Genomic DNA, 20,435 nt, shown 5'->3' on the forward strand with positions numbered 1-20,435 from the left:
TTTGTATATTCTAACTAGAAGCAAAAATAAAAAAATATTAACACTAACAAAAATAAAAAGTCCTATATTTTGGTATCTCAACAAAAAAGGAGATGCAAAAGCATCTCCTGAGTATTTTTAAAATGATAATTTCTTATTCAAATTTCAGTACAAACATCACAGCTCTTGTCTGTAATGTAGAAACGGCAGAAGCCCAGTAAGGAGGTGTAGTAGCGTTATCAGCTACTTTTTCATTGTTCATAAAGAAGGTTCCTCTGATGGCAGGTGTCAGCTTAAATTTATTGAAATAAAACTGAATTCCCATTTCTGCAGACCATGCAAAATTATGTGTTGTAGTTCTGAAGATCTGCTGCATATTGTCATCTGTGGAACTGGAGTTCGACTGTAAATTCACTATATAGTTTACCCCTGCAGCAACATAAGGTCTTGAATTATACCATCTTCGCCCATGAAGTTCCAAAAGTACCGGAATATCAACCAATGTAGATTTAATATCTCTTATTTTATCTTTTTCCTGTAAAGGGATCGGTGTAAAAATAGGATTGGTGGTAGATCCACCTGAAAATCTATCATTGACTTGTGTATTAAAAGTCAACTGTCTTTGTGCAAACTGTAACCCCGGCTCTATCCTTACGTCAAGATAATCATTCAGCCTCCATTTTGCGATAAGCCCGGCACCGAAGCTGTAGCTTTCTTTAGTGCTGGTCACAAGATTCTGATTACCATCCATCCCATAAGTGGAATTTAATACGATGCGGTAGTCCAGTTTGTTCCCGTTCAAATAAAAACCCCAACTGAATTTCTGCTCGTCGAAATCTTCCAACTTATCCATTCTGTTTCGGGTTCTAAATTGCGCGTTTGCAAAAACGGCAACATTTACTGAGGTTAAAACCAGTGCTTTTAATAGAAATTTATTCATAGGTTACTTTGTTGCTTTATAAATTGTGGCTATACCTAAACTTAATTTTTTATATTCAACTTTCTTAAATCCCGTATCTAAAAGAATTTGCTTCATCTTCTCCCCGAAAGGAAAAGCATTTACAGAATCCGGAAGGTATGTATACGCCCTATTATCTTTGGAAACCAGCCTACCTATTGCAGGTAATATGTTTTTGAAATAAAACATATAAAATGGTCCCATCAAACCCTCAACCTTTGAAAACTCCAGTATATAAACACTCTTGTTATCTTTAACTACTCTTCTTAACTCTGCCAAACCTTTGGGAAGGTTCTCAAAATTCCTTACTCCAAATGCAACGGAAACAGCATCAAATCTATTGTCCTCGAAAGGTAAATTTTCTGCATCTCCTTTTTGCATGGAAATTTTGCCGTCTAATTTAAGTTTTTTTATTTTAATAACGCCAACATTGAGCATTTGTTGTGATAAATCTAAACCAACTACTTTTGAACCGGTTCCTTTTTCAATGGTAATTGCCAGATCTCCCGTTCCTGTAGCCACATCCAGCACTTCTTGCGGGTTATCATTTTTCATCCATTTTACCAGTTTATTTCTCCATAAAATGTCAATTTTCATGGATAAAACACGGTTCAGAAGGTCATATTTCGGCGCAATATTGTCGAACATATCCTCTACCTGGCTCTTCTTAGTAGCCTCCGAATTGTAGGGAGTAACTTTAGTGATATCTTTTGTCAAAACTTAAAACTTGTAATATTCTTTATAATAATTTAGGTAATCCTGCTTTCTGAAAACCTTTGATCTTGATTCCACTTGCTGGACATTCTTGATCACTTTGTCATAATCTTCATCTACATTGTAGTAAAAATCTTCTGTGTAAAGCTTATTGAAACGCTTTGCTCCTCCGTAGTAATCCTTTCCGTCAATAACGGTTTTGTCAAGAGCCGTTAATAACGAATCTTTTTTAAGGTTATACCCGTAGTACTGGTCATTCACGTAGTAATCCTGATGAGCAATGTTGAGCAGACCACGAAGTTTGTTTACTTCAAATGCTGAATCATAAAGCATTTTTTTATTCTGATCGAAAACCTGAATAGAGTTTTTTCCCTTATTCAAATCCACATGCACATACTGCCCCGCTGATATAACTCCTTCAGAACCATTATTGATTTTAAAGTAATACGTGTTCGGGGTAGGATTATCTACCACATAATAATTCTTCTTGGCTAAAAAAAGGAAGTAGATCCCAAAGGCAACGATAAACGCCACACCTGCAATAAGTAAGCCTTTTAAGGATGGGTTGTTTTTCATAGATTGTAAAGTACAATTTTTGCAAATTTAATAATATTTTTAATTCTCTGTTATTAATATTAATTATTAACTTTGCATCTTTAAAAAATCATATAAACGAATGCCGAATACGATCATTATTGGCTCTGGATCTTACATCCCGAACAGAGTTATTGGTAGAGATTACTTCATGAATTCCGAGTTCTACACTGAAGACGGAGTAAAGATTGAAAAGCCTGTGGAAGAGACCATTGCGAAGTTTGTAGAAATTACAGAAATCGAAAACAGGAGATTCATTGAGGATGATCTTTCCAACTCACAGATCGGTTATAAAGCCGCAAAAATTGCCCTTGAGGATGCAAAAGTAGATGGCGAAGAACTGGATTACATTATTTACGCTAGTAATTTCGGGGAAGTTACTGAGAACGGATATGCAGACTTTATGCCAACAATGGCGGCAAGAGTAAAGAATAAACTGGGAATTAAAAACAGAAAATGTGTAACCTATGACATGATTTTCGGTTGTCCGGGATGGGTAGAGGGTATGATTTTAGCAGACAACCTGATTAAAGCTAAAGTAGCCAAAACCATTCTTATTATTGGGGCTGAAACATTAAGCCGTGTAACTGATCCTTATGACAGAAACCGAATGATTTTTGCTGACGGAGCAGGTGCAGTAGTTGTAAAAGCAACAGATGAAGAAAATGTAGGGATTATTGCTCACAATACAATTTGCGATAATGGTCCTGAATTAAACTATCTTGAAAACCAGCCTTCAATCAACAAAGAAGTAGATCAAAAACGTTTGTATGTAAGAATGTTAGGTAGAAAAATCTATGAATACGCCCTTAAAAATGTACCTGTAGCGATCAAAGACACTATTACAGACGCAGGTCTTTCTATTGAAGATATCGACAAAATCCTTATCCACCAGGCTAATGCTAAAATGGACTATGCAATGATTGAAAGACTTCACAGACTTTATGATGTGAAAGAATATGATCACGCAATCTCTCCTATGACGATTCAAAACCTTGGAAACACATCTGTTGCAACCATTCCTACTATGTATGATTTAATAATTAAAGGAAAAATGGAAGGTCATTCGTTTAAAGAGAATGGTAACATTATCATGACTTCGGTAGGCGCCGGAATGAACATCAATGCTATCGTTTACAGATTTCCTTAAAAATAATTTTAATTAAAATATATAAAAAGCACAAAGGAAGTCTTCTTTTGTGCTTTTTTTGAATCAGAATATGCAAAAAAATTTTTTAATCATCGCCGGAATCTTCCTGTTCCTGGAAGTGTATATTTATCAGGCTATCAGAACTCTTACTGATAACTCATGGATAAGAATCGGATATTGGGTACTATCTTTAGCTGTATATGGGATTTTTGCTTATGAGGTCACTCATTATCAAAGATCAGACAGAAGTACTGCAAGAGCTCAAATTATGATTTCATTATTTTTGATTTTTATTCTTCCCAAAATTTTTGTGGTTTTATTTTTATTGATTGATGACATTATCAGATTCGGAGGCTATCTGATAGGATTCGCAAAACCTTCTGAAAACTTCTTTCCGGAAAGACGTAAATTTTTAAGTCTTGTAGGATTGGGAATGAGCGGTGTACTTTCAGCCTTGTTCATAGACGGAATTACATTTGGGAAATACCGTCACAAAGTAAGAAGAGTGAAAGTAAAATTCCCTAATCTCCCAAAAAGTTTTAAGGGATATAAAATCATTCAGATCTCCGATGTGCACAGTGGAAGTTTTCCTGACCCAAGCAAATTGCAACATGCTGTTGATCTTATTAATGAACAAAAGCCTGACCTCGTTTTATTTACCGGAGATATGGTAAATAATGTAGCCGATGAATTCAAACCCTTCATTCCTTTATTTTCACAAATTAAGGCTAAAGACGGCAAGTTTGCTGTATTAGGAAACCACGATTATGCTGATTACGTAACATGGCCTTCTTCTGATGCTAAAAAGAAAAACCTTGACACCCTGATCGATTATGAAAAACAGGCTGGCTTTGATATGTTAAGAAACGAACATAGAGTGATTGAGAAAAACGGAGAAAAAATCTACATCCTTGGGGTTGAAAACTGGGGACTGAAACCTTTCCCTCAGTTTGGAAAAATTGATGATGCCTTAAAAGGGGTCCCTGAATCCGCAACAAAGATCTTAATGAGCCATGACCCTACCCATTTTGATTATGTGGTAAAAAAACACCCTAAAGATATTCATCTAACCCTTTCAGGGCACACTCACGGGATGCAGTTTGGACTGGATCTTAAAAATGTAAAATGGTCACCTGTTCAGTATCGCTATCCGAAATGGGCAGACCTTTATGAAAGTGAAGGAAAGTTACTGTATGTAAACCGAGGATTCGGAGTATTGGGATACCCGGGAAGAGTTGGCGTTTTACCGGAAATTACTCTTTTTGAATTGAGCTAAAGGAATATAAGATACGGATACATTCTCATGTCCAACAAAAATAACAGCATTTGGTTTAAAGGTACTTTTGAGCAAACAGTTCAATAAGCGACTTTGAATCAAGTGCTTTTTCATCTAAAACAGTTAAAGCTTCGCGGACTTTCGGATATTCATCTACAAATTCAAGTCCTTTTACCTCTTTCAGTCCGAATTCTTCCATTATTGCCCTGAACCATCCTTCATCAACTCCCCAGTATTTAACATATTTGCTTTCATCCACAAATACCTCAATAAGAGTTTGTTCATCATGATAAATCAATCCATAATTGATAAAAGCATCTTCGGCTAATTCATACTGATATTGGGTAATAAAATCCAGCGTTCCTTCTTTGTCCTGATAATTCCCATAGTTTAAGTCAAAATCTACATGTCCAAACAGAAAAGCAACTTCATCAGGAAGGGTTTCTGACAATGCTAACATCAAGGCCCAAAGCTTCGGATTATCTATATTAATCTCTGCATAAAACCTAAACCCCAAAGCATTATTTTCAGGATTATTATCTTTAAGAGTCAAAGTATACCCTTCAACGATATTTGCGTTCTTGCTCTCCTCCCACCTTTTAAAGACAGGCAGGTTGTTTCCCGGAAGTTCATTCTCATTAAGAAAACGAATGGTTTTAGGTAATTGCAACACAGGTTTTATTATCATTCGAAATGTTAAAATATATAATCTTTCATACGGGAAGTAGCCATCTCTCTTTCATTAATAAAGGAAAGAAAGGCTTCCAGTTTATCCTCCATTTTTTTGCCCGAAAATAAACTTCTGTAAAACGGAATATCAAAACGGTGTTTATTGAAATCTGTAAACTGCCAGATATTAAGATAAATCAGAACAAATTCTTCATTCTGCAATGTTTCCAACACCATGTTCTGATAATACTTCATCGGCAGAATCTGGAATACAAAATCATTGTAAGGCAACTGGCTGTATGGTGAGATACTTTCCGGCACAATACTCAATCCGTCTTCTTCTGTAATTTCAGTATCTCTTTTCAGACGTTTGAATGGAAAAAGGATATTTGCATTGTCGATATTGGAGACATAATTGAACTCCAAAAGCTTCAGACTTTCCTGTGAAATTTTTACATCTTTCTGACGAATTCCCCTGATCTGTTTTTCCAGAAGGTCCTGAATGTTCTTCTTGGCATTTTCAATTTCCTCAAGACTTGAGCTTTTATTATAAAAAGCAATTTCATGCCCTTGGGATGAAATTGCTTTTATAAGATTCTGCAGCTTTTCAGTGAGAGAAACCTCCACAAAAAAGCTGGCTTTCGTATCATGAATATCTAAAATTCTAAGAATTGCCTTCGTATTCTCTGCTGTGATTTTCAACCTTACTTCATCAGTAATATGAGCACCGTTTTTTGCAGCAGCCTCAATATTTGCGATGTTAAAAGTTAATAATATCATTTAAATTAAATTTTAGATAAAACACATAATATATTATTAATCAGAAGTTAAAACAACAATTAATTAAAGTATTACTTTATATTATTAATTCTTAGCTAATTTTACTTTAAGATTCTTGATCATATCTTTCGTCATTTCAGAAATTCCGAAATCGTAAGTCAGTCCCCAGTCTTTTTTCGCTACAGAATCATCAATGGAAGCCGGCCATGAATCTGCAATTGCCTGTCTGAAATCCGGGTTATACTCAATGCTGAAATCAGGGATTTCTTTCTTGATTTCTTCAGCCAATTCTTTCGGAGTAAATGACATTCCTCCCAGGTTATAAGATGAACGAACCGTTACACTTTCTTTCGGAGCATCCATTAATTTTAAGGTAGCATTGATTGCATCATCCATATACAACATTGGCATTCCTGTATCCTCGGAAATGAAGCTTGTATATTTTCCGTCTTCAATTGCTTTGTAGAAAATTTCAACAGCATAATCAGTAGTTCCACCACCTGCCGGAGTTTTCCAAGAGATCAATCCAGGGTATCGGATACTTCTTACGTCTACTCCATGTTTATCGAAATAATATTCACACCATTTCTCCCCTGCCATCTTTGAGATTCCGTACACGGTTGTTGGATTCAGTACTACGTCCTGTCCTACATCATGCTTTGGAATTCCTTTTCCAAACACCGCGATAGAACTCGGCCAGAAGATCTTTTTAAGAAGTCCTTCTTTAGCCATTTCACAAAAATGAAGAAGGGGCTCTAGATTTAGTTTCCAGGCGAAAATAGGCTGCTTTTCCGATGTTCCGGATAAAAGCGATGCTAAGTGATACACTGTAGTAATGTCATAATCTTTAACGATCTGTCTTACTAATTGAGTATTGGTAACATCCATTCTCTCATAGTGAGCCGCAGAGGTAATCCCCTCCTGCCATCTGTCCAGACCTGAAGCGACAACATTTTCCGCTCCGTGAATTTCAACAAGTCTATTGGTAAGCTCGGTGCCGATTTGTCCCAAAGCACCCGTAATCAGTATTCTTTCCGTATAGGATTCCATTTTCAGATTTTTTTTAGAATTGTACAAAAGTAAAAAAAACATGTCAACCATAATAATAAAGGTGTATTTAAAAATACACCTTTGGTTTTGTATAGGAAATTATTATAAAGATTGAGTTTAAATGAGAGTATCTGAAATCAAATGACAATACTCCCAATCAATTATAAACTACTATCATTCAATACCATTACTTTACTCACCTTAAAAACTCAGATTCAATCTTACAAAAAGAAATCTTCCATTCATTCCAAACTGAGAAACATTTCTGGAATATACAAACTGATCCTGATTAGAGAGATCTATATTGTTAATTGGATTTCCAGAGGCATCTACAGATGGTTTTTTCAGAGATTTAGGTCCAAAATTCCTATCAGGATAAATATCAAATAAATTATTAGCCCCTATTGTCAGTCTTAAACCTTTTGTAAATTTATATCCGATCGACAAATCGGTAATAACTTTAGCCCCCCATATCGGATGTTCAATAGGAACCTCTTTCCCATTTACCATATTGCTATCAACTATACCATCTCCATTTACATCTGTTGTATTAGGATCTGTGACTTTTCCAAAATATACATTCCTCAGAAGAACACTAAAATTATTAAACTCTAAAGAATTATTCAATGAAGCCTTAAATCTAGGCACTGCTTCTTCCATATAAACACGGCTCGCTTCAGAATAATACCTGTTAATTTGACCAGCATTAACCAGAACATCAGACCCTTTGATCTCTCCTACCCTGTTTGTCTTAGATACCGTTACTGCTAAATCAGTGTTCAGAGATACTTTTTCAGAAGCCTTAAACCGATGCGAAATTACACCTTCTATACCTTTTGTCTGGGTATCAATAGCATTGGCAAAGAATGTTGCTGCATTAGCATTGGCTTTATCAAACCCCTGCTGGAGATCATATTGAGGACTTCCCTCCGGATATACTCCTACAGGTCTTGAAAACTGATCCGTTAGTACTACTCTGTTTTTTATTTTAATATAATATCCATCTACTGTAAATGTCAGATTAGCCTGTGGAATTTTCGCTGTAAAACCTACTGAAAAACTCTTCGACTCTTCTTGTTTCAGTTGTGGAATCCCTAATATCCGAGCTACATTAGAATCATTCGAGAATGTTCCCACTTCAAAAGCCGTTCCTCCAACAAATTGAGTCGCTGTTGCATTAAAATAAATCTGCTGCAAGGAAGGCGCCCTGAATCCGGTAGAATGAGCAGCCCTGATATTGATATTATGGGTAAGCTTATATCTGGTAGCTACTTTATAATTAAATGTAGAACCAAAATCTGAATAATTCTCATATCTCAACGCTGCACTCAGCAACCAACGATCCGTAACATCTAATTCAGTATCAAGATAAGCTGCTACAGAGCTTCTCCCTTTTTTCAATGCATTCCCTGGTCTGAAGCCAGGAAATACCTGAGCCCCTCCTGGCCTTGTTGCCCCCATAAAATCTGTGGGTTTTAACTCTACAGGAGTTCCCGGAGTCTGTATATTTCCATTAATATCATAAAGAGCCCATGAAGCCTCTTCTCCACTTTCAATTTTATACCGTTCCAATCTTACCTCCCCACCAAAAGCTACGTTAAATCCTTTCAGCCAGTCAAACTTAGTATCAAAATCTGCATTAATGGTATTCTGTAAAAAACCCAAACCTCCCGCTCTGAATTCGCTTTTTTTTGAGCCTAACATCGAAGTATTGGCCGTATTTTTTATCGTATAATCGAAAGTATTTTGTCCGAAGGTATTGCTAATATCATAGCTTATCTTTCCAACTTTCCCCTTAAAACCGGCCGCTAAAGAAAGATCAATCACATCAGAAGCAATTTCCGGCAGAAAACCGTTTGGATAAAGTGAAGTAGGCGTCCGGCTCTGATTGGGTCTTCTGTAAAATCCTGCAGCATTTCCCTGTCTGTAAGAAAGTCCTCCAAAAGCATATCCACGAACGGAGGGAGAAATATCAAATTCAGAGTTCACAAAAAACTGACCTGATCCTAACTTAGACTGTCCTACGCGCATATTAAAATCATTTCTTTCAAGTCCCCTGTAAGCTAATTCATTACCTGTGACATCCGCTTTTAAAATTGATTGTAATTCAGGAATCGTTCCGGCATTCTGTATGCTGGTTAACATTGCAGGGCTAAAATAATTTACATAGGGAGCATATTGATGAATGTAATTAATGATCTGCTGAGTGTTGGAAGTATTCCCAATATTTCCAAATAAAGAATTGATATCAACACCGTTTTCAAGAGCTCGCTGCTCAATTGCATTATAAGCATTAAAAATATCTCCCGTAGCTGTTCCCGCTCTTCCTGTCGCTCCTCTGTTCAGAAAACTTGCCGTAAAATTCAAAAATCCTGTTGTGCCCAATTTTGTACCATAATTCAAATCTAACTGATATTTTCCTCCATCCCAACCACCACGATGATCATTTGCTCCTTTTGAATTGAACCCACCAGCGGTAATTGCTGCTGTAAGATTATTTGTATTTTTCTTCATGATGACATTAATTACTCCTGCTATGGCATCAGATCCATATTGTGCAGAAGCACCGTCTCTCAGTACCTCCAGTCTTTCAATAGCAAAAGCAGGAATTGCATTAAGGTCTGTTCCAACCGAACCTCTTCCCGGCGAACCATTGATATTGACGAGTGATGAAGTATGCCTTCTTTTTCCGTTCAGTAATACAAGCACCTGATCCGGCCCCAATCCTCTCAGCTGAGCAGGATCTACATGATCTGTTCCATCTGCTACAGTTGTAGAATTGGAAGTAAAAGAGGGAGCTGCATAATTTAAGATCTGATTAAGATCCATTTGTGGGCTAAGAACAGATTGTGACCCAATATTGATAACATCAACAGGAACCGGTGTATCTGTAGCTACTCTGCTTTTATTTCTGGAACCCACAGTAATCTTTACTTCATCTACAGTTTTCACTTTTATGGTATCACCCGTCTGAGCATATACATTAGCTGAAACAAAGAATAGTACCCCTAAAGAAGTAATTTTTTGGTTTTTTTTTCTCATTTTGTATTTTTAAACATATCAAATAATACCATAAAAATATAGATATTATTAATTAAATCAGAATATTAATTAACAATAAATTAATAAAAAGCAATATTTGATAAATTAAAATCAATTTAACTTAAATTTTAATACAAATAATTTGAAATTTAAAAAAAAATACACTTTACTGCATTTATAAGTGTACAGCAAAACTCGTCATGAATATATCTTACTATTTTAAACAGAAGAAAAAAAACAAAAAAAATATTCATTAGGATAATCACCACCAATGATTTACATAAAAATCGGTAATTTTGCTATAAAGAAAACAATCATATGAAGAAGATCTTAATTGCGTCGATCATATTAGCCAGCCAGCTTAGCTGGGCTCAGTTTACAGATATCAATATTGTAAAAGAAGTAAAGGTTAAGAATAAAGGTGTGGTAGTATCTGCACATCCATTAGCCAGTGAAGCTGGAGCTAAAATCCTTAAAATGGGTGGAAATGCCTACGATGCCATTACAGCTACTCAATACGCACTGGCAGTAGTCTATCCGCAGGCCGGAAACATTGGTGGTGGCGGATTTCTAGTGGGAGTAAAAAATAATGGTGAAAAATTCACTCTGGATTACAGAGAAACAGCTCCTAAAAAAGCATCCAGGGATATGTATCTGGATAAAAACGGAAAAGCCAACACTGACCTGTCTCAAAACGGACGCCTGGCGGTAGGTATTCCGGGAAGTGTCGCAGGATTCTTTGCTACAATGAAATACTGTAAACTTCCGATGGAAAAGATCATTCAGCCCGCTATTGATCTGGCAGAACAGGGATTTGCCATTACAGAACAGGAAGCTGATATGCTTAACAATAATAGAGAACATTTTAAGAAACATAATAAATCAGCTATTATTTTTGTAAAGGATGCTCCATGGAAAGCAGGAGATCTTTTAATACAGAAAGATCTTGCTGAAACATTAAAACTAATCCAGAAACTGGGAGCCAAGGGATTCTATGAAGGTAAAACAGCAGACCTCCTTATTGCAGAAATGAAGAGAGGGAACGGAATCATTACTTTAGAAGACCTTAAAAACTATAAAGTTGCAGAAAGAAAAGCTCTGGAATTTGAATATAAAGGAAATAATGTGGTTTCAATGCCCTTACCTTCCAGCGGAGGCCTGCTTCTTGCCCAGATGTTGAGAATGGCAAGTTTTGAAAACCTTGAAAAATACCAGCAAAACTCTACGCAGGCTGTTCAAATCATGACTGAAGCGGAAAGAAGAGCTTTTGCTGACAGGGCTGAATACATGGGTGATCCGGATTTCATTCAGGATAAAACCTCTTATCTGATCTCCGATGACTATTTAAAAGGCAGATGGAAAAGCTTTAGCTTTAATAAGGCTACTCCAAGTGCAGAAGTAGGAAAAATCATAGAACAGCCTAAAGAATCCACCCAAACGACTCACATTTCGGTTCTTGATAAGGAAGGAAATGCCGCTTCTGTAACAACTACCCTGAATGGATATTATGGAAGTAAAGTTTTAGTCTCTGGAGCCGGTTTCTTTTTAAATAATGAAATGGACGACTTCTCGATTAAACCGGGAGTCCCGAATATGTTTGGAGCAGTAGGCGGAGAAGCCAACGCCATTCAGCCAAATAAAAGAATGCTTTCTTCTATGACCCCTACAATTCTGCTTAAGAACGGAAAACCCTATATGGTAGTGGGAACTCCTGGAGGAACTACTATTCCTACTTCAGTATATCAGTCTATTGTAAATGTTGTTGATTTTAAACTAAACGCGAATATTTCGGTAAACGCGCCTAAGTTTCATCATCAGTGGCTTCCGGAAACCATAAAAGTAGAAAACAACTTCCCGGAAAGTACTATTGCTGAGCTGCAAAAGAAAAATTACACTATTGAAAAGATCAAACAGATCGGGAAAACTGAAATGATTGTTATGGATGAGAACGGCAATATTCATGCTGTTGCAGACGGCCGCGGAGATGATTCTGTAGCAGTGGAATAATTATTCTTTTCATGCTTCAATATAGCTTCGGCTTCATTCTAAAGATAAGATTATCGATATGGAATGAAGCCGAAGCTTTTTTTATATCAGCCAACATCTAAAGCTACAGATTAATTTTTATGACTTTTATCAGTTTTCATGATGAAATTTATTAATTTTCACCCTTAAAAATAAAACGACTGTTCATTGAAAGCAAAAAAGATATACAATCAGCTTTATTTTCAGGTTATTATAGCCATTAGTATTGGTATTCTCCTGGGACACTTTTATCCTGAATCAGGAGAAAAAATGAAGCCTTTAGGAGATGGCTTTATCAAATTGGTAAAAATGATCATCGCTCCGGTAATCTTCATTACTCTTACGCTGGGAATTGCCCATATGACTGATCTCAAAAAGGTAGGGAGAATTGCTGTAAAAGCAATGATTTATTTCTTCACTTTCTCTACCCTGGCTCTTATTATCGGGCTGGTGGTTGGAAATCTTTTACAGCCTGGCCATGGTTTAAATATTGACCCGGCAACGCTTACCGGAAATGTTTCAGAATATCAGGAGAAAGCTCACGAATCTACGCTTACCGGATTTATTATGAATATTATTCCTGAAACTCTTTTCAGCCCTTTGGTAGGTGATAATATTCTTCAGGTCCTTCTTGTGGCTATTTTAATGGGGGTTGCATTGGTTTTAACAAAGGAAAAAAGCCAGAAAGTAACTGATTTTCTTCAGAATCTGTCTGCCCCGATATTCAAAATCGTTCATATTCTGATGAAGCTTGCCCCAATAGGCGCTTTTGGAGCAATGGCATTTACCATAGGAAAATACGGACTTCATTCTGTGTTAAATCTTATATTTCTGGTAGCTACCTTCTATATTACTTCTTTCCTTTTTGTTATTTTGGTGTTAGGAGCAGTAGCCTGGTACAATGGGTTTAATATCTTTAAACTGCTATTTTATCTCAAAGAAGAACTACTTTTGGTTTTGGGAACGAGTTCTTCAGAGTCTGCCCTTCCGGGAATCATGGAGAAAATGGAAAAGGCAGGCTGCTCACGAACGATAGTAGGTCTTGTAGTTCCTACAGGCTATTCTTTCAATCTCGATGGAACGAATATTTATATGACTCTTGCATCTTTATTTATTGCGCAGGCTCTCAATATTCATCTTCCAATAGAAAAACAACTGATGCTTCTTTTAGTCGCCATGTTAAGTTCAAAAGGTGCGGCAGGTGTTACCGGAGCGGGGTTTGTAACATTGGCAGCAACTTTAGCCGTAGTTCCGGAAATTCCAATCGCCGGAATGACTTTGATTCTAGGGATTGATAAATTTATGAGTGAATGCCGTGCCTTAACGAATGTTATCGGTAACTCTGTAGCAACTGTTGTTGTGGCTAATTGGGAAAAACAATTAGATAAAGATCAGTTACACTATTGTTTGGATCATCCTTCTAAAATTGAAAAACAGCTGGAAGAGTAATTTTTACCTGTAAATACTAATAATAGGTGTTGCTTTACAAACAAATAATGAATGAAACAACAGACTTAACCAACATCTAAGGTAAATAATCCACCTACAATTTTAGACTTTGTTTGAACTTAAACCAGAATATTCAGGCTTGCCGGTTGTACTTTCACGTGAACCGGTGATTCTATCTTATTAAATTCACCATCAAGATGCCAGTTTTTAGTATTTACTTTAAATGAAATCTCTGAAACAGGAAGATAAGTTACATATTCATCATCCTTTAACCTCTTGGTGAACATTCTGAATGCAAATAATGCAGAATAGGTCAAAGGGAATTTTTTAACCAAAACCATATCTACCAACCCATCACTTTTGCTTGCGTTGGGTGCGATATAGGCATTATTCCCAAACTGACGGGTATTGGCAATATTCAGCATCAGGTACCTCCCGTTGTATTGCTTATATTCTTCATCAAAAAAGATAACCTTAATCGGTCGATAGTTGAAGAAGGTCTTCAATGAGACTTTGATATAGTTTTTGAAACCGCGGCTGGTCTTTTCAAACTCTTTTACCACTTTCCCGTCAAAACCTGTTCCCGAAACATTAATGGAAAGTCTGTCATTAACGGTAAATGTATCAATCTTTCTGGATTGCTTGGCCTTTATTTTCTCTAAAAGCTCATCCAGATTCTTACTGAAACGGGTTTCATTAGAAAATCCATTTCCTGAGCCTGCCGGGAAGATTGCCAGTATTTTATCTGTAGATATCAGATTCTTGGCTACGGTGGAAATAGTTCCATCACCTCCGATAGCTACAAAAATATCAACGTTATCAAAATGTGTTTTGATAAATTCGTCTGTTCCCGGAATAGATTCGGAGACATAATACAAAGGATTACCAACCTTATTTTTAAGTTCATTCAAAAACGGCTGATAATTCTTTTTGGCCGAAAAAGGATTGATGATAAAAGCTACTTTTTCCATTACCGCAAAAATAGAAAATGCTTCCTGAACCCGGAAGCATTAAGTTATTTAATTTTCATTCTTTCTTTAAATTCTGCATTTAAGGTGCCTTTCAGCTCTTCCCATGAAATAGGAATTGTGATATCTCCTGCTGCAAATGCCGCAATTTCGTACGGACTGTAGTGAAAATACAGATTTTTGTCATCAAAATAGAAGTTGTTTGAAGCCGGAATTTTTTCTACTAACAACATTTCAGAATTTTTTACACTTCCGTCTCCATCCATTGTTCCGCTGTTGATGTTATCGATATTTTTCATCAGCATGGCTTCAAGTTTAGCTTTTGGAGTGGAAGTAATATCTTTTAATTCTAATTTTTTATTGTTTTTAAGATCAAAGATTCTTTCTGAAAATCCATAATTATCATGTGCGCCTCCTTCATATCCGCTTCCTGTATACTGAATATGTAAATACCCATTGGTATTGGATATAAGATTCATGTGAGAGCTGGAATACCAGTCCTGAGCATATGCAATATCTGAAGCCCAATCTTTATTATCATTTTTTACAGAACTGAAATAATTATTTTTTTCATTCTCCAGGTAAGCCTGAAGTCCGGCCTTGGAAAAGTCTTTTATTTTATTATTCTGGAAATAGATACTGTCTAAGAGGCTTTTATCTTTTATACCGGGAAATACCAGCAACTTGGAAGTATAAGTAAGTTTTAGTGAATCTGTAACTTTAGTGGAATCTTTTACTATTACTGAATCTATTACAAATTCTTCTGCTTTTTTATTTTCATTTTTCTCCGTAGATGTCTCTACCGTTTCATTTTTCTTACAGGCAGTAAAAACAAAGAATGAAGAAAGTACAAGAACGGCAAGCGTATTTTTCATAATTTTAATTTTTGGTATTTAATACAAAAACCATTCAAAAGATGAATGGTTTTTAAAAAAATTTATTCAAATTAATGAAATACCTGCCAAACAGCAATCATAATCACTTCTTCACTAAGCTGATAACCTGATTTTCCTGCTTGGAAGCTACCCCCCAGATTTGTTTGAATGCGGGATAATATTCTTTAGGATAATCTGCACTGGCGATTTTCGTAGTGGAAGTTATTTCTAGCTTATTCCCTTTTTGTTCGATGGCATAACTGTATTCTATCTCTTTATCATCTGTCACGATCTTTTTATTTTTCGGCATTTCTTCAATCGTATACCCTTCAGGAATTTCAAGGATTACTTTTTTGACTTTCATGGTAGGCGCACCAAAGTCAATTGAATATTTTCTTTCTTCAGTCTGATCAAATTCATTGGAAGCTTTATTTAAAAACAACATGGAATTGATGATCAGCTTCTTCCCTATCCTGTCTATCAGATTGGAGGATGAAAACTTCATTGTGCTTTCAAAATCTCCGTTATCCAGTACTTTTGAATCAATCCCTGTAAAATCTACTGAGAAGTTCTCTTTATACTGTTTTTTATATTTTTCAGGATTTTCATCATAATTATCTTTTACATACATCGCAATAGCGCCTGTATCTTTATCTGAATAAGAACCGGAAATACTACCGTCATCATTAAGCTTTGCATCAACAGTCAGGAAAGTGTCGCTTTTCTTTCTGTTTTCCATCTGTAGCTGTATCGCTTTAGTCTTAGTCATTACAACTCCATACTGATTCCAGTCTCGCAAAGGAAGTTCATCTATTAAAGACTGTTTGGAAGTAGCGTCATAAAGATGATACCCTTCAGCCATACCCACTGATGCAAGGACAAAATTCATGTTAGAGATATTAGGTGAAACCAGATTAATCAATCCGTTATCTACTGTAGAAATCACCATTGGCTCTGCCTTCAGCCCTGCCTCACGAAGAAGCATAACCAAATACAGGTTAATTTCCGCCGCGTTTCCTACTTTTGTTTCCAGCAGCTTTTTGATACCATTATCTGTATAAATTCCTCTTTCTTTATTCCAGGTGAATGTTTTTTGTACATAGGAAAATATGGCATTGGCTTTTTCAAGACTGGTTTTCATCTCCAGCACTCCTGCAGGCATATTGTCTTTTGCCAACTTTGTCATCTTCAGTTCATCACCAAAATCTTCATTTTCATACAGTCTTTTACTGATCTGATCCCAGGAGGAGGAGTATTGCTTAAGCTCTTTAAAATTGGTAGAATGAAGCTCTGCACTTATTTTGGTTCTGTAATTCCTGTCGTTTCTTACAAATTTTTCGGTTTTGAAACCTTTTAAATTTTCATATCCAAATCTATAGGTTTTATACTGAGCACCAAAAATAGTCTGATCCTCAATAGTTCTATGTTTAGGTGCCAAAGCTCCTGTATAATTGATACTATAAGCAACATTGATAGGAGCATCAAGCACATATTCCGTATAAAGAGACGGCGTATCCGTTTCAATCAGAAATTCAGGAATGATATATGCAAACGGTGATATGATCTCATACTGGTATTCTAATACGGAACCATTTTTCACATTGGGAAATGCAAATTTAGTGATATTGATATGTTTACTTTCTTTGCTTTTATATTGTGAACTTTTCTCAACTTTTACAGGAACTGTAGCTCCGTTTTCAAGATTATAGGTAAAAGCTTTGAACTTCCCCAATGTCTCCTTATCTGTACCTGACTGATAAAGGGGGACTTCCAGATTCAGCCAATCTTCTGCTTTGTCCTTGTCATAAACTTTAACCCTGTAAAAATATTTTTTATGCAGATTTCCGGTGGAATTATCCAGTATAAAATGAGCTGATTTGTATAAAATTTCCGCCGGCGCATTTTCATCCAATACTGATTTGAGCTTAGAAAGATCTGTATCGGAAAACTTTGGCGGGTTCAAAAACTCATGTTTCTGAGCTTTGATCAGCATTATATTCGCTGAACATACGATCAGCACTATTATTTTTTTCATATTTATATTTTTGTGATTAAAATTTTTGAGTTATCCATATTGATTATTTTTTTTCTGAATCCTACATAGTCATTGTATTTTTCTTTTGGATATGCTCCTTTATTGATCTGGATTTTCCTTACCACTTTTATTTCTTCCCCGTTTTTAACAAAACTCAGCTTATATTGGCCAAATTCTGAATTAATACTGGTATCATTTGGGGTTTCATCTGTTTTATAACCTTTGGGAATCACAAAACTGATTTCATACTCATCTGCAAAAGACTGTCTGATTTCAAAAGGCAGCTCACGATTCTCATCTGTTTTGTAAATGTTATCTGAGAATATCGGGACCGATCTGAAAATAAGGCTGTTCCCGGCATTTTTACAATAATTATTGGTTTTAAAATCTATATCATAGGTGATAACGGCTTTATCTTTGTCATTCGTAAAGTTTTTCATTTCAACTTTTTCAAAGTTTAAAACATCAAATCTTTTTTTCAGTGCATCATTTTTATCTTTGGGAGTAAGATTTACAAATCCAAGATTATTATCATACTGATTTCCTGTATAGAAAAAGCTTCCTTCCCCTGTAATACTGTTGTCCTCGGCTATTTTTATTTTCAGATTTTGCTTTTCCTTATTCTGATCTGCAGAATATACCGGAGTATTAATCAATTCTATCCCATTTTTCTTTACGGAAAGTACATTTCGGTCTGTGGTACTGTAACCCAAATGATTAAATGCCGTTTGCTGTGAGGTATTTTCAAGCCATATATTTCCATTTTCTGTGGGAACCATTAAAATGGCATGATTTCCACCCATCTTAGGAAAGTCCGGATCAAAAGACACTTGTGAAGGACCTGAATTGATGACGCAGTAATAAGAGGGAATTCCGGCTTCATTCAACAGTGTTTTCATATAATTGGTAAGACCTTTACAGTCTCCATATCCTTTTTTATGCACTTCATCAGGCATCATTGGCAGCCAACCTCCAATTCCCAGTCCTACATATATGTATCTGGTTTTAGTTTGCATATACTGGTAGATCTTCTTTACTTTTTCCTCTATAGACCCCTGAAGCTGTAAAGCTGCCACTTCAGACTTAATCGCCGGAGTAGATACCGCTACCGGCTCAACAAGATTGTTATAATACCAGGTTCCAAAATCTGCCCAGTTGTTCAAAGTTCCCTGTTTTCCTGCCAGATTGAATTTTGCAAGTGCAAAACTTATATGAGGTAAAATTTTAACAGGTTCCGGAATAAGCAAAGCATCATCTATTGCCGGAACATTTTTGTAAGAATATGTTTTTTCATTCCCATTACTGTTTTCAATTACTGAAGCATAATTATACTTTGACGGATACATCTTGGTTCGAAGATCAATTCCTGAGGTATTGATAATCTTCATCTGCGCGTCTTCCAAAGAAGTATTGGTAGAATAAAATGGTACAAAATCAGGAATAAAAACAGTATTCTTATTTTCAGACTGGTAAGAAAAATCAATTGTATAGGGATACTGAACAGGAGTATATGTAAATACCATAACTCTGTTATCAGAATAAAATACGCCTTGTGTATTATTGGCAAAGTCACTAAAATCCGATTTGGAATAGCTTTTTATTTTTTTCCCGGATTCATCATATATGGTAACTTTTATATCAGAAATGCTTCTTGATTTGTCATAAGGAATATAAGCCACTGCTTTTTCATTACCGTCTTTATTTAAAACCGTAGTTACTGTGTTATACTGGTACTTTATTTCATCAATTTTATTGATCTGAACTGTTGTAACATCTTTTCTGATGACAACATTGGCATTTTTCTTTAAATTTTCAGGAATTGAAGAAGCTGGATAGGTTTGAGCAAAATACATTGAAGCAGCTGATAACGCCCCAAGAAATACTATTTTCATCATGTTTATTAATATTGGGGCAAAAATAACAAATTCTTAATAACTGTTAAAGAAAACTTAAAAAAATAACTCAATAAAAACAGATTTTAATTAAATTAAATTATAATAATCTGATTTAAAACAACTTACAAAAAATATAAATTCCCAAATTAATGAAATAAAAAAAGCTCCATACAATGGAGCCCCTACTAATACTTAAAAAGTATTATCCTAAATCTACCTTAAATAAGGTTGTAAATAATCAAAGGTTTTCTATATACAAACAAAAATGACGGATTGAGTGTATGTTCCTTTTTCAATCATTTAAGATTAAATGTTTTTATATGAAATGGTAAATCTCATATTGTCTGCGATTTCAAATTTAAAATAAATTACACTCCATATAATTCAAAACATGTAGAATTATTTATACAAAAGAGTACAATTAATTCTACAGACAACAGCTTTCCAATAAAAAAGACTCCATTTCTGAAGTCTTGTTTTTGTTTCTTTAATCATTCGGGATTCTTTTACTGTCGTAAGTATCACTTCCAAGTCCCAGTACAGGAATAAAAATAAATCCAAAGAAAAACAGCAAGATTGTGTAGATGGGTGTTTCTTTTCCAAAACCTTTAGCCAGTCTGTCATTGACAACCCAAGCAGCATAAAGATTTACGAATGGAATTAAGAATAAGATGATCCACCATATTGGTTTTTTCACAATATCCAACATGACAACAGCATTGTAAATTGGAACAAAAGCAGCCCAGGCATCTTCTCTGCCTGCTTTTTTAAAGATCTTGAACATACAATATCCGTAGAACAGATATACGATTAAACTCATGAACATTGATCCAATCCCTAATCCTGCAGCGGCTGCACCTGAAACCGCATCTGCCCCGTTGTAGGGGTCCGTTTGTAAAAGAGTTAACATATTATTATTTTTTTTTGGGTTACCCCAAATATAGAAAAAGCTTCTAAATAATTAGAAGCTTTTTTA

Annotated in this window: 16 protein-coding genes; 4 read left to right on the forward strand and 12 right to left on the reverse strand. The window is 35.6% G+C overall.

Features of this window, described 5'->3' with window-relative positions:
* Positions 1-133: 133 nt before the first annotated feature.
* From porT to WH267_RS17760, 3 genes are read right to left on the reverse strand one after another with little or no spacing between them, the layout of a single operon-like run.
* Positions 134-919 (reverse strand): type IX secretion/gliding motility protein PorT/SprT, encoded by a 786-nt coding sequence (gene porT, locus WH267_RS17750; protein ID WP_123319740.1) that lies wholly within the window; start codon positions 917-919, stop codon positions 134-136.
* 3 nt (positions 920-922) lie between these two features.
* Positions 923-1,654 carry a bifunctional demethylmenaquinone methyltransferase/2-methoxy-6-polyprenyl-1,4-benzoquinol methylase UbiE gene (ubiE, locus tag WH267_RS17755; protein WP_123319741.1) on the reverse strand — a complete coding sequence of 244 codons (732 nt, stop codon included), beginning with the start codon at positions 1,652-1,654 and terminating at the stop codon, positions 923-925.
* A 3-nt stretch (positions 1,655-1,657) separates the two neighbouring features.
* The gene (locus WH267_RS17760; RefSeq protein ID WP_115971071.1) at positions 1,658-2,227 is read right to left on the reverse strand and encodes a hypothetical protein; all 570 of its coding nucleotides are present in this window, start codon (positions 2,225-2,227) and stop codon (positions 1,658-1,660) included.
* 100 nt (positions 2,228-2,327) lie between these two features.
* Here WH267_RS17760 and WH267_RS17765 point away from each other — a divergent pair, with 100 nt between their 5' ends.
* Both WH267_RS17765 and WH267_RS17770 read left to right on the forward strand, forming a co-directional pair.
* On the forward strand, positions 2,328-3,395 hold the full coding sequence (locus WH267_RS17765; RefSeq protein ID WP_340010035.1) for a 3-oxoacyl-ACP synthase III family protein: 1,068 nt from the start codon (positions 2,328-2,330) through the stop codon (positions 3,393-3,395).
* A 70-nt stretch (positions 3,396-3,465) separates the two neighbouring features.
* Complete coding sequence (locus WH267_RS17770; protein ID WP_340010036.1) at positions 3,466-4,671, forward strand: metallophosphoesterase; 1,206 nt, start codon at positions 3,466-3,468, stop codon at positions 4,669-4,671.
* Between the two features lie 55 nt (positions 4,672-4,726).
* Here WH267_RS17770 and WH267_RS17775 read toward each other — a convergent pair whose 3' ends face one another.
* The 4 genes from WH267_RS17775 to WH267_RS17790 all read right to left on the reverse strand — a co-directional run bounded on the left by WH267_RS17775 (position 4,727) and on the right by WH267_RS17790 (position 10,212).
* Complete coding sequence (locus tag WH267_RS17775; RefSeq protein ID WP_340010037.1) at positions 4,727-5,359, reverse strand: hypothetical protein; 633 nt, start codon at positions 5,357-5,359, stop codon at positions 4,727-4,729.
* An 8-nt stretch (positions 5,360-5,367) separates the two neighbouring features.
* Complete coding sequence (locus WH267_RS17780; RefSeq protein WP_340010038.1) at positions 5,368-6,120, reverse strand: polysaccharide deacetylase family protein; 753 nt, start codon at positions 6,118-6,120, stop codon at positions 5,368-5,370.
* Between the two features lie 84 nt (positions 6,121-6,204).
* Entirely contained in the window at positions 6,205-7,170 is a 966-nt protein-coding gene (locus WH267_RS17785; RefSeq protein ID WP_115971133.1) for an NAD-dependent epimerase/dehydratase family protein, read from the reverse strand.
* Between the two features lie 201 nt (positions 7,171-7,371).
* Entirely contained in the window at positions 7,372-10,212 is a 2,841-nt protein-coding gene (locus tag WH267_RS17790) for a TonB-dependent receptor plug domain-containing protein (RefSeq protein WP_340010039.1), read from the reverse strand.
* A gap of 318 nt (positions 10,213-10,530) precedes the next feature.
* Between WH267_RS17790 and ggt the strand changes: the two genes are divergently transcribed.
* Positions 10,531-12,219, forward strand: a complete 1,689-nt coding sequence (gene ggt, locus WH267_RS17795; RefSeq protein ID WP_340010040.1) for a gamma-glutamyltransferase — start codon at positions 10,531-10,533, stop codon at positions 12,217-12,219.
* Between the two features lie 186 nt (positions 12,220-12,405).
* Entirely contained in the window at positions 12,406-13,686 is a 1,281-nt protein-coding gene (locus tag WH267_RS17800) for a dicarboxylate/amino acid:cation symporter (protein WP_115971064.1), read from the forward strand.
* A gap of 119 nt (positions 13,687-13,805) precedes the next feature.
* On the opposite strand, the gene WH267_RS17805 is transcribed toward WH267_RS17800, so the two are convergent.
* The 5 genes from WH267_RS17805 to WH267_RS17825 all read right to left on the reverse strand — a co-directional run bounded on the left by WH267_RS17805 (position 13,806) and on the right by WH267_RS17825 (position 20,369).
* Positions 13,806-14,657, reverse strand: coding sequence for a diacylglycerol/lipid kinase family protein (locus WH267_RS17805; protein ID WP_340010041.1), 852 nt, complete (start codon positions 14,655-14,657; stop codon positions 13,806-13,808).
* Positions 14,658-14,701: 44 nt separating this feature from the next.
* A complete protein-coding gene (locus WH267_RS17810) occupies positions 14,702-15,529 on the reverse strand; it encodes a DUF3298 and DUF4163 domain-containing protein (RefSeq protein WP_340010042.1) in 828 nt (275 codons plus the stop codon).
* 103 nt (positions 15,530-15,632) lie between these two features.
* On the reverse strand, positions 15,633-17,564 hold the full coding sequence (locus tag WH267_RS17815; protein ID WP_340010043.1) for a transglutaminase-like domain-containing protein: 1,932 nt from the start codon (positions 17,562-17,564) through the stop codon (positions 15,633-15,635).
* 2 nt (positions 17,565-17,566) lie between these two features.
* Positions 17,567-19,459 (reverse strand): DUF3857 domain-containing transglutaminase family protein, encoded by a 1,893-nt coding sequence (locus WH267_RS17820; RefSeq protein WP_340010044.1) that lies wholly within the window; start codon positions 19,457-19,459, stop codon positions 17,567-17,569.
* 487 nt (positions 19,460-19,946) lie between these two features.
* Positions 19,947-20,369 carry a DUF5684 domain-containing protein gene (locus WH267_RS17825; protein WP_115971059.1) on the reverse strand — a complete coding sequence of 141 codons (423 nt, stop codon included), beginning with the start codon at positions 20,367-20,369 and terminating at the stop codon, positions 19,947-19,949.
* Positions 20,370-20,435 lie beyond the last annotated feature (66 nt).

The sequence above is a fragment of the Chryseobacterium sp. MYb328 genome (assembly GCF_037572595.1).
GTDB lineage: Bacteria > Bacteroidota > Bacteroidia > Flavobacteriales > Weeksellaceae > Chryseobacterium > Chryseobacterium pennae.

What these genes read in the sequence shown, in the direction of transcription:
- porT (WP_123319740.1), bottom strand. Translation starts at nt 919, where the DNA reads ATGAATAAATTTCTATTAAAAGCACTGGTTTTAACCTCAGTAAATGTT.
- WH267_RS17760 (WP_115971071.1), bottom strand. Translation starts at nt 2,227, where the DNA reads ATGAAAAACAACCCATCCTTAAAAGGCTTACTTATTGCAGGTGTGGCG.
- WH267_RS17765 (WP_340010035.1), top strand. Translation starts at nt 2,328, where the DNA reads ATGCCGAATACGATCATTATTGGCTCTGGATCTTACATCCCGAACAGA.
- WH267_RS17770 (WP_340010036.1), top strand. Translation starts at nt 3,466, where the DNA reads ATGCAAAAAAATTTTTTAATCATCGCCGGAATCTTCCTGTTCCTGGAA.
- WH267_RS17775 (WP_340010037.1), bottom strand. Translation starts at nt 5,359, where the DNA reads ATGATAATAAAACCTGTGTTGCAATTACCTAAAACCATTCGTTTTCTT.
- WH267_RS17780 (WP_340010038.1), bottom strand. Translation starts at nt 6,120, where the DNA reads ATGATATTATTAACTTTTAACATCGCAAATATTGAGGCTGCTGCAAAA.
- WH267_RS17785 (WP_115971133.1), bottom strand. Translation starts at nt 7,170, where the DNA reads ATGGAATCCTATACGGAAAGAATACTGATTACGGGTGCTTTGGGACAA.
- WH267_RS17790 (WP_340010039.1), bottom strand. Translation starts at nt 10,212, where the DNA reads ATGAGAAAAAAAAACCAAAAAATTACTTCTTTAGGGGTACTATTCTTT.
- ggt (WP_340010040.1), top strand. Translation starts at nt 10,531, where the DNA reads ATGAAGAAGATCTTAATTGCGTCGATCATATTAGCCAGCCAGCTTAGC.
- WH267_RS17805 (WP_340010041.1), bottom strand. Translation starts at nt 14,657, where the DNA reads ATGGAAAAAGTAGCTTTTATCATCAATCCTTTTTCGGCCAAAAAGAAT.
- WH267_RS17810 (WP_340010042.1), bottom strand. Translation starts at nt 15,529, where the DNA reads ATGAAAAATACGCTTGCCGTTCTTGTACTTTCTTCATTCTTTGTTTTT.
- WH267_RS17815 (WP_340010043.1), bottom strand. Translation starts at nt 17,564, where the DNA reads ATGAAAAAAATAATAGTGCTGATCGTATGTTCAGCGAATATAATGCTG.
- WH267_RS17820 (WP_340010044.1), bottom strand. Translation starts at nt 19,459, where the DNA reads ATGATGAAAATAGTATTTCTTGGGGCGTTATCAGCTGCTTCAATGTAT.
- WH267_RS17825 (WP_115971059.1), bottom strand. Translation starts at nt 20,369, where the DNA reads ATGTTAACTCTTTTACAAACGGACCCCTACAACGGGGCAGATGCGGTT.